We start from the raw sequence: 12,537 nt of genomic DNA on the forward strand, positions 1-12,537 counted from the left end.
TCAGGTCATCATATTGAGGCCGCACCGTACAGGTTTCCACACCTTACAATGAACCAGAACATCTCGTCGCCCCGTCATATGTATTTTTTGAATACTGCTTTCATTTTGAGCATAACATCGATCAGCCAGTCGAACTGTTCCGACCACTGACTTCGGTCTGAGAGGGACACGCTTTTCTCAAGAACGATACGGCTCGCCTTGCGTTCCGGCAGTTCTCGCCAATCAAAGGAGAGTCCACATTCCTGCTCGATGGTAGCCTTGTCCTGCAGCAGTGCGTGAAACATATCCTTATCCTCGTTAATATAAAGTTCCACGTCCAATTCGTCTCTTTTCTGTATCCGAGACACAACGAAATGGCAGGCAGACGATCCAATGCTGAAGTCCATCCAATGATCTGTAGAGGGCTTTCTGCGCTTGAAGTTCTTTGCGAACTGTGCATTCTGGAAAGCGTAGTCCTGAAATGCCACCCAGTACTCGTATCTCTGTTGCTGCGTCGCGCCGGTCATCTCGGTCTTCTTGACCTCTTTCGTCCAGTCATTCGGTTTTTCAACGACCTCAAACTTGACGGCGGGCGCGGAATCGCCGATTCGGTACAGCTTGATCTCGCAGAGAAAAAATCCGATTTTTTCATCCGTATGGTAGTTCAGCCATTCGATGGCCGCCTTGTGTTCCTCACGCGCACGCTTCACGACCCAGATAATGACATCTGCCGATTTGCCGGATGCATATGTGATAAGTTTGCCAAGATGATCGTGATCCGTATCGCCCAGCTGATTCTCGATGATGATTTTCCGCTCCGTCCCGGTTTCTGAGGCAGAAAGATCCACATGAAAATCCCCGACCAACGACTCCGTTTCATCCACCGTAATATCAATCCCCACAGCATCAGCAAGAAGCGCGATGTTATCGTCCTCTGAAAGCCACGGCGTAAAATCCGCCGCCTCGTGCGGCCACACCGTCCGCAAGTCTTTGATTTCCTCGAGTATGCCCAAATTCGCCATTACTATACCCCCCTGCATTGTCATTCTCTTTCCCAATTTTGACACAGGAGAGGAGTTTTTTCAATCCCAAAGGAAAAAAGCACCCGACCGTAGCCGCGTGCCTTTTTCTTGGTTGGCGTGTCGGGGAGGACATAAATGGTTTTATCCTTCTCTTGCTCATTGTATATAGGAGCTTTATCATGTTTTACGAACCAAGCAGAATATCCCTCCTCACCGAACATACGGGTTATTTTTCAGTTATCTTATCTTTGCCCGACATAACGCTTCCGCCCTCCGGCATCACATACCTTTTATCCGTAAGTACCCACGTACATCGAACTCCTGAAACTCATCCGTAAGCGGCATATAGAGAGGATTGCACTTGTCAACAAAAACTGGACACAAAAATTCCAAAAATAGTCATGGAAACCTGAATCTCAGACAAACCTTATCGAAGCGTTAGACAACCGTTGAAGACCGAGATTTTTTATGCTGGTTTGGATGTCTACGGAATCTATTCACAATGACCGTTTATCAAGTGTCGGCTCTTCCGCGCTTGGGCGCGAACCGTTCCCGATACTGCTTTGGAGTAAGGTATCCAAGGGCGTATGCGGGACGCTCTTCGTTGAAGAATCGAATATATTCGGCGACCTGCCCGGGGACATCGTCTGCAGATGTGATGTGCAAATCCGTAAACAACTCGACCTTTACCCATCCGTTGATGGATTCCATGGCAGCATTGTCCGTCGGCGTGCCGGCTCTGGACATGGATCTAGTGATGTTATACATGGGCAGGAGTTCGTTGTAGCTTTTGGAAGCGTATACAGAGCCTCGGTCACTATGAAGGACAAGCTCCTGATTCGGATATTGCTTCTTGAACTCGATGACATCCCGCAAACCATTGAGATAGGTCATACGATCGCCGCGCTTGGATGAAAGCGAATGTGCAATCAGCTCATCATTCCATAAATCCATATACAACGTGAGTTCATAATAGATGCCCTGCACATAAAAGGCAGTCATGTCGCTCACCACGCATTCCATCGGACCGGCAATATTGATTCCTGCGAGCAACAGATTCGGGTACGTTTTGAACGAATCCCCGGGCTTCTTGTACTTGTAATGCTTGGAAACACTCTTGATTCCAGCAATCTTGCAGCATTTATGGGCATAGGGATCGGAAAAGACGATTCCCTTGTCCAACCGGATCTTGGCATTCAACCAACGATACCCGTGAGAAGGAAAGCGGCTATGGTATTGCTGGAACAACTCGATGCTCTGTACAAGCCGTTTCTCCTGTTCCGATGGATTTTCAACGCTCTTCTTCCAGTTGTAGAAACTGCTGCGTGGAATGCCCATCTTTTCGCAGAGCAGCTGGATCGGGAACTCCCCGGAAAGCTCCACGATTACTTGGTACTCTTCTTGCCGATAGGAATGAACTTCTTTTCCGCACCAACTCCTTCCACCAGATAGGCTTTTTTTAAGCGCGCTTCCGTAATCCTAGCCATCACAAGGGCGTCGATCAGCTCTTCTTTCGTCATGGATTGGAGGTCTTCCAGTCCCGCGGGCGTCGGCTTGAATTTCATATTGGCAAGACCGCAGTTGCTCTTTGTTCCTCTTTTTGGAGGGAGTCGGGTGGCATTTCGGTACTGCCGCATATAATTTCGCGCCGTTTCGTCGCTGATCTCATATTCTTCTGCTGCTTCATACCTTGTGAGTTCGCCGTCGTAAATCCGACGGCCTATGTCCAATCTTTGCTCTTTCGTGTACTTCATGTGGCAACCTCCTGTGCGCATCAGAGAGCTAAATTGTCCACCGCTTGTTATCCTGTGTACAGAATACTACAAACGGTGTCTGATTTATACCCCCTCTGTGTCCAGTTTTAGTTTACCACTTCAATCTGCCCCCGGAAGCAGAATGCAGATTGATACTTCAAAGGGGTGGGATGTCCTTGGCAAGATTCTTAACAAAATGGTATAAGGTGGTGAAAAAATGGAAAATAATAAAAGCTATAGGGGGCGATTAAAAAATCAAATAAAGGATGCTTGTGGAAAAGTTATCTACACATATACTGCACATCATAAATTGGCTGACCGCCTTGAGAAAGAAAATAAGCTAGTAAAAAATACACAGATCATATTGACAGCACTGTCTTCCTGTGGATTCTTTGCAAGTATTGTAACAAACGAAGTGGTATTGACATGGGCGGGTGGAATCTTAGCAACGTTGTCATTGTGCCTGAATCTTTATGCCAAGGAATATAAGATTCAAAATGAAGTAAATCAACATAGAAGTGCTGCAAATGCGTTATGGAACGTTAGAGAAGGTTATGTATCTCTGTTGGTTGATTTTGAGGTATTAGAGGATAGCGAGATACAGAATAGAAGAGAAGCTCTTTGCGGGAAAGTGTCTGAAATCAACAATATCTACCCAGCAACCGATGCGGAAAGCTATAGGGCTGCGCAGAGGGCTTTGCAAAAGGAAGAAGAACAGACCTTTAAGGAAAACGAGGTTGATTCTATTTTGCCTAACGGTATTGATGGGTAATTAAGGAATCTCTGATTAATTAAATGAAGTCCGTCAGATTGGTGTAGATTTTTCGTCCAAACGAGGAGGCAAATCAGATCCATAACAAAAGGCTATGTGTGGAATTTGCAGGCATTGTGCGGGCAAAAAAGATGCGCTAAGATGATGGCATTGAATTTATCAGTTCATCCCTAACTGTCATTGAAAGATAAACACAACATAGATTCCATTCGCTCTACCCAGCGTTTGGAATCTCTTTTTCTTTTGCAAAGAATCATTAGTCATCTTCCCCTATCCTGTGCTATAGTTTCCTTATATTTGAAACGTAGGAGGGAAAGCCGTTGTTTGCAAAGACTTATGGTGCCATGACCTTCGGGATTGACGGACGGATTATCGACGTTGAGGTGGATGTGTCGCCGGGGCTGCCGGGCTTTGAACTGGTGGGGCTTCCCGATACGTCGGTGAAGGAGTCGAAGGAGCGGGTGACAGTCCATCTCGCTTAACCATGTTGCTCGGTCGAAGTGCAGAATACAGAAGTGGGATTTTGGTATTCGCCGCAATTTTCCATCAGCAAGCAGGATTAAATCTTATCAATGGAGAAAAATAGTAAACAAAAGAAACACCATTCCAATCAAAAAGAGGTGCAGCCTTGTGTTTGCTAAATCGTATGGTGCGGTGACGTTCGGGGTCGATGGGAGGATCATCGATGTCGAGGTCGATGTTTCTTATGGATTTCCTGCGTTCGACATCGTCGGGCTTCTTGATACGGCGGTGAAGGAGTCGCGTGAGCGCGTGCGCACGGCGATCAAGAATACGGGCGTGAAGCTCAAGCCTGCGCGAGTGACGATCAATCTTGCGCCTGCGGACATACGAAAGGACAGCTCGGGACTCGATCTGCCGATCGCCGTCGGGCTGTTGGCGGCGTATGGACTGATTCCGCCAGAGCGCATGGAGCGTGCCTTGTTTGCGGCGGAGCTTTCGTTGGAGGGGGAGCTTCGGAGTGTGCGCGGCGTGCTCTCCATGACGGTCGGGGCGAAGGAGCATGGCTTTCGTGAAATCTTCGTCGCGCCCGGCAACGGCAGTGAAGCGTTGCTTGTCGACGGCATCCGCGTGTATGCGCCGAAAAACTTGCGCGAGCTGTACGATTTTCTCTTGGGCAAGGCGGAATTGCTTCCGTTGGAAGCAACACCTGCTGCGGCGTGTGATACAGAAGTGCCTTCGGATGACTTTGCCGATGTGCAGGGGCAGTTCTTCGCCAAGCGTGCGCTTGAGATTGCGGCGGCAGGCGGGCACAATCTTCTGATGGTCGGCGTTCCAGGCTCGGGCAAGACGATGCTCGCGCGACGCCTGCCGTCGATTCTGCCGCCGATGACGCGGCAGGAGGCGCTTGAGGTGACGAAGATCTACAGCATCGCGGGGCTTTTGAAGGACGGCAGCGGCCTCGTCGAGACTCGTCCTTTTCGCAGTCCGCATCATACGACGTCGACGGTGGCGATGATCGGTGGCGGTAGCATCCCGCGTCCGGGCGAGGTGACGCTCTCGCATCACGGCGTGCTGTTTCTCGACGAGCTGCCGGAGTTCGGCAAGTCGACGCTGGAAGTTCTGCGCCAGCCGTTGGAGGACGGCGCTGTGACGGTCGCACGGGTCAATGCGACACTGACATTTCCCTCTCGTATCATTTTGGTCGTGGCAATGAATCCTTGTCCGTGCGGCTATTTTGGCGATAAGGAGAAGAGCTGCGACTGCACGCCGAATGAGATCAAGCGCTATACGCGGAAGATTTCGGGGCCGCTGCTCGACCGCATCGACATTCATGTCCATGTGCCGCGCGTCAAGTACGAGGATATGACATCCGTGGCGAAGGCGGAATCTTCGGCTGTGATTCGGGAGCGCGTCCTAGCTGCGCGAGAGATTCAGATGGAGCGCTTGCGTGAATGGGGCATTTTCTGCAACGCACAGATGAGCCATGCGATTTTGAAAAAGACGTGTCTTCTTGAGCCTGAGGCGCAGAATCTCTTGGCACAGGCGTTTCAAGTCATGAATCTGTCGGCACGATCGTATGACCGCATCATCAAGGTCGCACGCACGATTGCCGATCTCGACGGGGCGGCGACGATTGAGGCGAAGCATGTGGGAGAAGCCATACAGCTCAGGGACGATGTGGGACTGAATGTGGAATGATGAGGAAGCAATATTGATGGAGGAATGTTTATGGCATCGACGAAAGAGTATCTGGAGTTTGTATTGGAACAGCTATCCGGTTTGGAAGATATTTCCTATCGTGCTATGATGGGCGGGTACATCCTTTATTATAAGAAAAAAATCTTCGGAGGAATTTACGATGATCGATTCCTTGTGAAGCCGGTCAAGGCAGCTGTTGTGCATATGCCGGATGCAGCGTATGAACTGCCTTATGAGGGGGCGAAGGAAATGCTGTTGGTGGATCGTTTGGATGATAAGGCGTTTTTGAGCGAGTTGGTGCGTGCGATGTATGAGGAGCTGCCCGCGCCGAGAGAGAAAAAGAAATGAAATATTGCTCTATCCGTAAAATAGTGATATAGTGATAGCGAAAGAGTCGATGATTACTGTATTCTGGGAGGAAGCACATGTTTAATTTCAAGAACAAGGACTCGGAGTTTTTCGACTTGTTCCTCGAAAGCGCCCAGTATTTCCATAAATGCGCTGTGATGATGGATGAGGTCATGCAGGACTACAGCAAGGCGGAGGCGAAGATGCGCGAGATCATCGATCTTGAGCATGAGGCCGATGCCGTCAATGACAGGATCATTGACAAGCTCAACCAGACATTCATCACGCCTATCGATCGTGAGGATATCTACGCGCTCGCCAATGGCTTGGACGATGGCGTCGATTTCCTGCAGGGCACGCTGCAGCGTGTCGTCATGTATCATATCGGCGGCGTTCGCGACAGCGCGATTGCCCTCACGAAGCTCCTCATCGAATGTACGGAGGAGATGATGAAGGCGTTCAAGCTTTTGAAACATGTGAAGAAGAATCAGAATGAGATCTTAAAGTGTACGCACCGCATCAGCAGCTTGGAGAGCGAAGGGGATCGCGTCTATCGCAATGAGGTTGCCAATCTCTTTGAGAACCTCAAAGATCCCATCGAACTCATCAAATGGAAAGATCTTCTGGAGTATCTGGAAGATACGCTCGATCATTGCGAGAAGGTCGCGGACATGGTGCGCGGCGTGGTGATGAAGTATGCATGAGCTGCAGTTCCTCATCCTGACGGTCATCGTGCTCGCCTTGCTGTTCGATTTCATCAATGGTTTTCACGATACGGCGAATGCTATTGCTACGTCCGTTTCGACACGCGCCATCAAGCCTGCGCACGCCATCATCATGGCGGCTGTGCTGAACTTCCTCGGTGCGATTTACAGCACGGGTGTCGCGAAGACGATTGGCGGCGACATCGTTGCGAGCGCGGAGATGGTCGATGAGCATATCATCATAGCGGCTCTCATGGGGTCAATCATCTGGAATCTTTTCACTTGGTATGTGGCGATGCCAAGCAGCTCTTCACATGCACTGGTCGGCGGCATTATTGGTGCCGTGCTCGTTTCCACAGGGAGCACGGGACTGAACTTCATAGGCATTGGCAAGATCGTCTTGTCGCTGATTGCGTCGCCGCTCTTGGCGATTTTTTCCGGCTTCATCGTCATGACGGTGCTCTTCCTGTTATTTGGTCAATTTGCGCCGTCGGCGCTCAACGGGCGTTTCAAGAAGATGCAGATTCTCTCGGCTGCGGCCATGGCATTTTCGCACGGCTCGAACGATGCGCAGAAGTCGATGGGCATCATTACGCTGGCGCTGCTTTCCGGCGGCTATCTGTCGAGCTTTGAGGTGCCCGACTATGTGAAGTTCCTGTGTGCGGCGGCGATGGCGTGCGGCACGGCGCTCGGCGGCTGGCGCATCATCCGCACGATTGGCGGCAAGATCTTCAAGCTTGAGCCGATCAGCGGCTTTGCTGCCGATCTCAATTCTTCCATCGTCATCTTTTCGGCGACGCTTCTGCACCTGCCCGTTAGTACGACGCATGTTGTTTCCGGCTCGATCATGGGCGTCGGCACGGCGAAGCGCATTCGCGCCGTGCGCTGGGGTGTCGCACAGCAGATGCTTGTGGCATGGGTGCTGACGATTCCGTGTACGGCTGTCATGGGGGCATTGGCATATCAGATTGTTCTTTGGATTTTTTAGGAAATTACTGCTCATGGCTTCTTATGTTGTTGTCAATGGCTGGAAATGGACGCTTTCGGCGTGCGTTTCAGCCGTTTCTTTTTATAGGGATCTCTTATAGTTTGTCGTTTAGCTGTACAGGATGGTAGGAGGAAGAGACATGCGCTGGGAGAAGGGAAAGGGGCGGGAGATTCCTGCCGAAATGACGCTGTTGGAGCTTGCGCAGGAGGTGCAGAAAAAAGGAGAGCCGCTTATCGTGGCAGCGCGTGTGGATAATGTGCTGCGCGATTTGCAGACGTCTGTCGGAGACTTTCATACGATTGAGCTTGTTGATACGAGGAGCGAGTTCGGACGGCGCATCTATCGCCGATCCGTGGTATTCTTGCTCATCATGGCGGTGCGGGAGCTTTATCCTGAGGCGGAAGTCGTCGTGCAGTTTACGGCGCACAAGGGGCTTTATTGTGCCATACAGTCGCCGTTCGATGTGACGGAGAGCGTGGTGCGTGCGTTGGAGCAGCGCATGCGCGAGATTGTCGCAGAAAACCGTCCGATCGTCAAGAAGCGCCTGCAGCGAGAGGAAGTCGTGCAGCTCTTTAAGAAATCAGAGCAGATTGAAAAGGCGAATCTCGTCATGTCTCTTGAGACAGAGAAGGCAAGTCTTTACTACTGTGGCGAGTTTTATGACTATCTGTTCGGCCCAATGGTGTCTGCAACGGGCGTTTTGGATAAGTTTGCTCTCGATGCCATGCCGGGCGGCGTGCTGCTGCGCACGCCGGAGCCAAGCGCGCCTGAGATCGTGCCTGCGTTTAAGGCGCAGCCGAAGTTTGGCAGCATCCTCATGGAGGCGGAGCGTTGGGCGAGTGTCCTGCACTGCGACTATGTGTCTGATCTCAACCGCTATATCCGTCGCGGCGAGGTGGCTGACATCATCCATGTATCGGAGGCTCTGCATGAAAAGAAGATTGCCGAGATTGCCGATCATATTGCATCGAATATCAAGGAATTGCGTCTCGTCTTGATCGCGGGGCCGTCGTCTTCGGGCAAGACCTCGTTCGCCCAGCGCCTGCGCATCCAGCTTCGCGTCAACGGCATCGAGCCGGTTTCCATCTCACTTGACGACTACTTCCGCAACTGGGAGGATACGCCGCGTACGAAGGAAGGGGCGTATGACTTTGAGAACATCGGTGCACTCGATGTCGAGTTGTTCAACGACCATCTCGTGCGCCTGCTGAACGGCGAGGAAGTTATCCTGCCGCATTACAACTTCCTCACGGGGAAACGCGAGGTGGGGTCGGAGCATCTTTCCATCGCGCCGACATCGCCGTTGATCGCCGAGGGCATCCATGGACTCAACGAGGCATTGACTGCCTCCGTGCCGCGCGGCAAGAAATATAAAATCTACATCAGCGCTTTGACGCAGCTCAATATCGACGCGCACAACCGCATACCGACGACGGATGCACGGCTTCTTCGCCGCATGGTGCGCGACTATCAGTTCCGTGGCGCCTATGCCTTGAAGACTTTGCGTCAGTGGCCCGATGTGCGCGCGGGGGAGGAGAAGAACATCTTTCCATTCCAAGAGGAAGCGGATGCGATGTTCAATTCGGCTCTGATTTATGAGCTTGCCGTCTTGAAGCGCTACGCCGTGCCGCTTCTGGAGATGGTGCCGCGCGATGTGCCTGAGTACACGAAGGCGAACCGCCTGCTTGATTTCTGCCGCTGCTTTTCGGACATCACGGAGGAATACGACATTCCGAACAATTCACTCCTGCGCGAATTCATCGGCAAATCGATCTTCTTCAAATAGGGAAGAGAGGCAACAAAAAAACCACGCTTTCGCGTGGTTTTTTTGTTGCCTCCCTGCGAGGAGGTCAGCGATGGCTGCTTCAGCCCTTCTTGGACATATCGTAAGCGTTCATCGGTGCATAGTGCTTCTTGAAGAACTCTTCTGCGACCTGCGGGAAGAGAGCGTAGGAGAGGATATCTTCTTCCGTCGGGTTGAGGAAGCCCTTTGCCTTCATTTCCTTCTCGAAATCTGCAAGCTTCGGAGCCTTCGCATCCTCGGCGACGATGTCCGTGATGATCTCGCTCTCGGGTATGCCGAGCGTCTTCGTGAGGTACTCGTGGCTGACTTCCACCGGCGGCTTGCCGAACTTGCCGCGTGCGAGGTCTTTGAATTCCTTCGGAACGATCTTGTAGCGCTCGCCCGTCATGACATTGAACGTCGCCATCGTGCCGACGATCTGGCTGGACGGCGTGACGAGCGGCGGATAGCCGACATCTTCGCGCACGCGCGGCATTTCGTCGAGGAGATCCTGGAACTTGTCTTCCATGCCCTGCTCCTTGAGCTGGTTCGCAAGGTTCGAGAGCATACCGCCAGGAATCTGGAAGTCGATGACGTTCGGGTTGACGTCGAAGTAGCCCTTGAGGTTGAACTCCTTGATGAGATCCTGCTTGACCTGCAGGAAGTGCTTGGCGATCGGCGTCATGGCCTGACGGTCGAGACCCGTGTCAAACGGCGTGCCTTCGAGAGCGGCGACCATCGTCTCCGTGCAGGGCTGGGACGTATCGAGAGCGAACGGCGAGAGCGCGCAGTCAACGGTGTCGACGCCAGCCTCGATCGCCTTGAGGTACGTCATGCTGCCGAAGCCGGACGTATAATGCGTGTGGAGCTGGATGGGGATGTCGAGCGCAGCCTTGAGCTTCTTCACGAGGTCTTCTGCGACATACGGCTTCAGAAGGCCGGACATGTCCTTGATGCAGACGGAATGGCAGCCCATTTCCTGCAGCTTCTTGGAAAGGTCGACGAAGACTTCGTTCGTATGATAGGGGCTGAGCGTGTAGACGAGGCAGCCCTGTACATGCGGCTTTTCCTTGCAGCCGAGAGCAGCGTTGATCGCCGTCTTGAGGTTGCGAACGTCGTTCAGCGCATCGAAGATGCGGAATACGCCCATGCCGTGCTCAGAAGCCTTCTCGACGAACTTCTTGACGACATCGTCCGAATAGTGGTTGTAGCCAAGGAGGTTCTGACCGCGAAGCAGCATCTGGATCGGGGTCTTGAGACGAGCCTTGAGCTTGTCGAGCCTCTCCCACGGATCTTCGTCGAGGAAGCGGAGGCACGTATCAAAGGTCGCACCGCCCCAAGCTTCCAACGAGTTGTAGCCGATCTTGTCGAGCGCTGCAAGCATGGGCTCCATCTGGGAGTAATGCATGCGCGTCGCACACAGGGACTGATGCCCGTCGCGAAGTACTGTTTCGGTGATCTTTACCTTTTTTGCCATAAAAAAACACACTCCTTCGGGTTATACTACCATAAACATGATGTATTTGCTTCACTACAAGTATAGGTACTATTTTGGATATTGTCAATGAAAAGTTGCGATTTTTGCAGGTTTTTTCCAATACGCGAAAAATTCTGCCAACACGAGACAAAACGGCTGACGTACAGCCGCTTTTGTCTCGTGCGTTTTAGTTGAAGCACTCTTTTTTTATCAATCCTTGGAAGGACTCCATGATCTTTTTCGTGATTTCGCCAGGGGCGCCCGAGCCGATCTTCTTGCCGCCGATCTTTATGACGGGTGTGACTTCGAGGCTTGTGCTCGTTTCAAATGCTTCGTCTGCCTTCTGAGCGAACTCCGGCGTGAAGGTCTTTTCGATGACGGTCAGACCGAGCTCCTTGGCGCATTCCTCGACGACGACAGCACGCGTGACGCCCGGCAATACGAGATGGTCAAGCGGATGCGTCCAGACGACGCCGTCTTTGATGAGGAAGAAGGTGCTGCTCGCGCCCTCGGTGACGAGCCCCGTGTCCTTGCGGTAGAGCAGAGCCTCTTCACATCCTTCCGCTTTCGCCTTTTCCTTGGCAAAGACGGCGCCGAGAAGGTTCAGAGACTTGATGTCGCAGCGCAACCAGCGGATGTCTTCGGCGAGCGTGAGAGAGATGCCGCGTTCCTGCTGCTCACGGTTCGGCGTGCTCTCGCGGATCGTCATCGAGAGGTTCGGCGTGGCACGACCGGGGAAGGGGAAGGCGCGCGCTGCCGTGCCGCGCGTGACTTGGAAGTAGATCGCGCCGCTCTTGATGCCGCTCTTTTCGATGAGGTCGTTGTGAATGGCGGTGAGTTCCTCGTCCATGTAGGTGATGGGGATGTGCATCTCGCGCATGGAGCGGCGGAAGCGTGCGAGGTGGCGGTCGAAGGCGAAGAGTTTGCCGTTGTAGACGTGCGTGACCTCGTAGATGCCGTCGCCGAACTGATAGCCGCGGTCCTCGATGTCGACCTGCGCCTCGCCCGGTGCATAGAAATGATCGTTGAAAAAGCTGAGTTCCTTCAAAAGAATGGCCTCCTTGATGGTGTAAGGATGAATTTTTTGCATTGTGTCAGGAAATGCTCCTCTCATTATAACGGAAACGGATGCAAAAAACAATTTGGGAGACGCGCCCTCTTGGATTTTCAGCATTTGACTGATATAATGAAAAAACATAGCATTTCAAACAGAAAACGGCGGCAGTGCATATCGCATTGTCGGAAAGAATGAGGGGTTGCAAATGAAAATCGTGGTTACGATCGTCGGCAAGGACAGTGTGGGCATCATCGCGGCAGTCAGCACGCTCTTGGCTGAAAACGGCGTCAACATTCTGAGTATCAACCAGAATATCATGGACGGCTTTTTCAATATGGTCATGATCGCTGATATGGCGGGCAGCAAGATCGAGCTCGCTGCTGTGCGGCAGCTTTTGCAGGAGAAGGGCGAAGCGCTCGGCGTCGAGATCAAGACGCAGCATGAAGATATTTTCAACGCGATGCACAAGGTTTGAGGACTTGGACGGTTTTTT

Annotated in this window: 12 protein-coding genes and 2 pseudogenes; 8 read left to right on the forward strand and 6 right to left on the reverse strand. The window is 52.1% G+C overall.

What is annotated here, in order from left to right:
- Nucleotides 1–74 precede the first annotated feature (74 nt).
- From SELSP_RS04950 to SELSP_RS04965, 4 genes and pseudogenes are all read right to left on the reverse strand, one after another.
- Nucleotides 75–1,001, reverse strand: a complete 927-nt coding sequence (locus tag SELSP_RS04950; protein ID WP_013740744.1) for a DUF4268 domain-containing protein — start codon at nucleotides 999–1,001, stop codon at nucleotides 75–77.
- Nucleotides 1,002–1,021: 20 nt separating this feature from the next.
- Nucleotides 1,022–1,222, reverse strand: a complete 201-nt coding sequence (locus SELSP_RS04955; RefSeq protein WP_006190894.1) for a hypothetical protein — start codon at nucleotides 1,220–1,222, stop codon at nucleotides 1,022–1,024.
- Nucleotides 1,223–1,514: 292 nt separating this feature from the next.
- Nucleotides 1,515–2,405 (reverse strand): annotated as a pseudogene (locus SELSP_RS04960) (IS3 family transposase); the annotation flags it as partial.
- Entirely contained in the window at nucleotides 2,387–2,755 is a 369-nt protein-coding gene (locus SELSP_RS04965; RefSeq protein ID WP_006193206.1) for a helix-turn-helix domain-containing protein, read from the reverse strand. The gene SELSP_RS04965 and the pseudogene SELSP_RS04960, both read right to left, overlap by 19 nt.
- 217 nt (nucleotides 2,756–2,972) lie before the next feature.
- Here SELSP_RS04965 and SELSP_RS04970 point away from each other — a divergent pair, with 217 nt between their 5' ends.
- The 7 genes and pseudogenes from SELSP_RS04970 (at nucleotide 2,973) to SELSP_RS05000 (ending at nucleotide 9,513) form a co-directional block, all read left to right on the forward strand.
- On the forward strand, nucleotides 2,973–3,527 hold the full coding sequence (locus SELSP_RS04970) for an SLATT domain-containing protein (RefSeq protein ID WP_006190892.1): 555 nt from the start codon (nucleotides 2,973–2,975) through the stop codon (nucleotides 3,525–3,527).
- Nucleotides 3,528–3,847: 320 nt separating this feature from the next.
- Nucleotides 3,848–3,991, forward strand: a pseudogene (locus SELSP_RS04975) (magnesium chelatase domain-containing protein); the annotation flags it as partial.
- 166 nt (nucleotides 3,992–4,157) lie between these two features.
- The gene (locus tag SELSP_RS04980; RefSeq protein WP_006190889.1) at nucleotides 4,158–5,687 is read left to right on the forward strand and encodes a YifB family Mg chelatase-like AAA ATPase; all 1,530 of its coding nucleotides are present in this window, start codon (nucleotides 4,158–4,160) and stop codon (nucleotides 5,685–5,687) included.
- Nucleotides 5,688–5,717: 30 nt separating this feature from the next.
- Nucleotides 5,718–6,035 (forward strand): TfoX/Sxy family protein, encoded by a 318-nt coding sequence (locus tag SELSP_RS04985; RefSeq protein WP_013740746.1) that lies wholly within the window; start codon nucleotides 5,718–5,720, stop codon nucleotides 6,033–6,035.
- A gap of 77 nt (nucleotides 6,036–6,112) precedes the next feature.
- Nucleotides 6,113–6,739, forward strand: coding sequence for a DUF47 domain-containing protein (locus SELSP_RS04990; RefSeq protein ID WP_006190887.1), 627 nt, complete (start codon nucleotides 6,113–6,115; stop codon nucleotides 6,737–6,739).
- Nucleotides 6,732–7,727, forward strand: a complete 996-nt coding sequence (locus SELSP_RS04995; RefSeq protein WP_006190886.1) for an inorganic phosphate transporter — start codon at nucleotides 6,732–6,734, stop codon at nucleotides 7,725–7,727. Before SELSP_RS04990 ends, SELSP_RS04995 begins: the two co-directional genes overlap by 8 nt.
- A gap of 139 nt (nucleotides 7,728–7,866) precedes the next feature.
- Complete coding sequence (locus tag SELSP_RS05000) at nucleotides 7,867–9,513, forward strand: nucleoside kinase (protein ID WP_006190885.1); 1,647 nt, start codon at nucleotides 7,867–7,869, stop codon at nucleotides 9,511–9,513.
- A gap of 79 nt (nucleotides 9,514–9,592) precedes the next feature.
- Here SELSP_RS05000 and SELSP_RS05005 read toward each other — a convergent pair whose 3' ends face one another.
- Both SELSP_RS05005 and dat read right to left on the reverse strand, forming a co-directional pair.
- On the reverse strand, nucleotides 9,593–10,987 hold the full coding sequence (locus tag SELSP_RS05005) for a pyruvate carboxylase subunit B (protein ID WP_006190884.1): 1,395 nt from the start codon (nucleotides 10,985–10,987) through the stop codon (nucleotides 9,593–9,595).
- A gap of 187 nt (nucleotides 10,988–11,174) precedes the next feature.
- Nucleotides 11,175–12,077 (reverse strand): D-amino-acid transaminase, encoded by a 903-nt coding sequence (gene dat / locus SELSP_RS05010; protein WP_013740747.1) that lies wholly within the window; start codon nucleotides 12,075–12,077, stop codon nucleotides 11,175–11,177.
- A 172-nt stretch (nucleotides 12,078–12,249) separates the two neighbouring features.
- On the opposite strand from dat, the gene SELSP_RS05015 reads away from it, so the two are divergent.
- Nucleotides 12,250–12,519: an ACT domain-containing protein gene (locus tag SELSP_RS05015; RefSeq protein WP_006190881.1), complete on the forward strand. Its 270-nt coding sequence runs from the start codon at nucleotides 12,250–12,252 to the stop codon at nucleotides 12,517–12,519.
- The last annotated feature ends 18 nt before the right edge of the window (nucleotides 12,520–12,537 follow it).

This window comes from Selenomonas sputigena ATCC 35185 (assembly GCF_000208405.1).
Taxonomy (GTDB): Bacteria; Bacillota; Negativicutes; order Selenomonadales; family Selenomonadaceae; genus Selenomonas; species Selenomonas sputigena.

Excerpts from the sequence above, each read along its gene's own strand:
- SELSP_RS04955 (WP_006190894.1), bottom strand. The coding sequence starts at position 1,222 with ATGTTCGGTGAGGAGGGATATTCTGCTTGGTTCGTAAAACATGATAAA.
- SELSP_RS04965 (WP_006193206.1), bottom strand. The coding sequence starts at position 2,755 with ATGAAGTACACGAAAGAGCAAAGATTGGACATAGGCCGTCGGATTTAC.
- SELSP_RS05005 (WP_006190884.1), bottom strand. The coding sequence starts at position 10,987 with ATGGCAAAAAAGGTAAAGATCACCGAAACAGTACTTCGCGACGGGCAT.
- SELSP_RS04995 (WP_006190886.1), top strand. The coding sequence starts at position 6,732 with ATGCATGAGCTGCAGTTCCTCATCCTGACGGTCATCGTGCTCGCCTTG.
- SELSP_RS05000 (WP_006190885.1), top strand. The coding sequence starts at position 7,867 with ATGCGCTGGGAGAAGGGAAAGGGGCGGGAGATTCCTGCCGAAATGACG.
- SELSP_RS04950 (WP_013740744.1), bottom strand. The coding sequence starts at position 1,001 with ATGGCGAATTTGGGCATACTCGAGGAAATCAAAGACTTGCGGACGGTG.
- SELSP_RS04990 (WP_006190887.1), top strand. The coding sequence starts at position 6,113 with ATGTTTAATTTCAAGAACAAGGACTCGGAGTTTTTCGACTTGTTCCTC.
- SELSP_RS05015 (WP_006190881.1), top strand. The coding sequence starts at position 12,250 with ATGAAAATCGTGGTTACGATCGTCGGCAAGGACAGTGTGGGCATCATC.
- dat (WP_013740747.1), bottom strand. The coding sequence starts at position 12,077 with ATGCAAAAAATTCATCCTTACACCATCAAGGAGGCCATTCTTTTGAAG.
- SELSP_RS04970 (WP_006190892.1), top strand. The coding sequence starts at position 2,973 with ATGGAAAATAATAAAAGCTATAGGGGGCGATTAAAAAATCAAATAAAG.
- SELSP_RS04985 (WP_013740746.1), top strand. The coding sequence starts at position 5,718 with ATGGCATCGACGAAAGAGTATCTGGAGTTTGTATTGGAACAGCTATCC.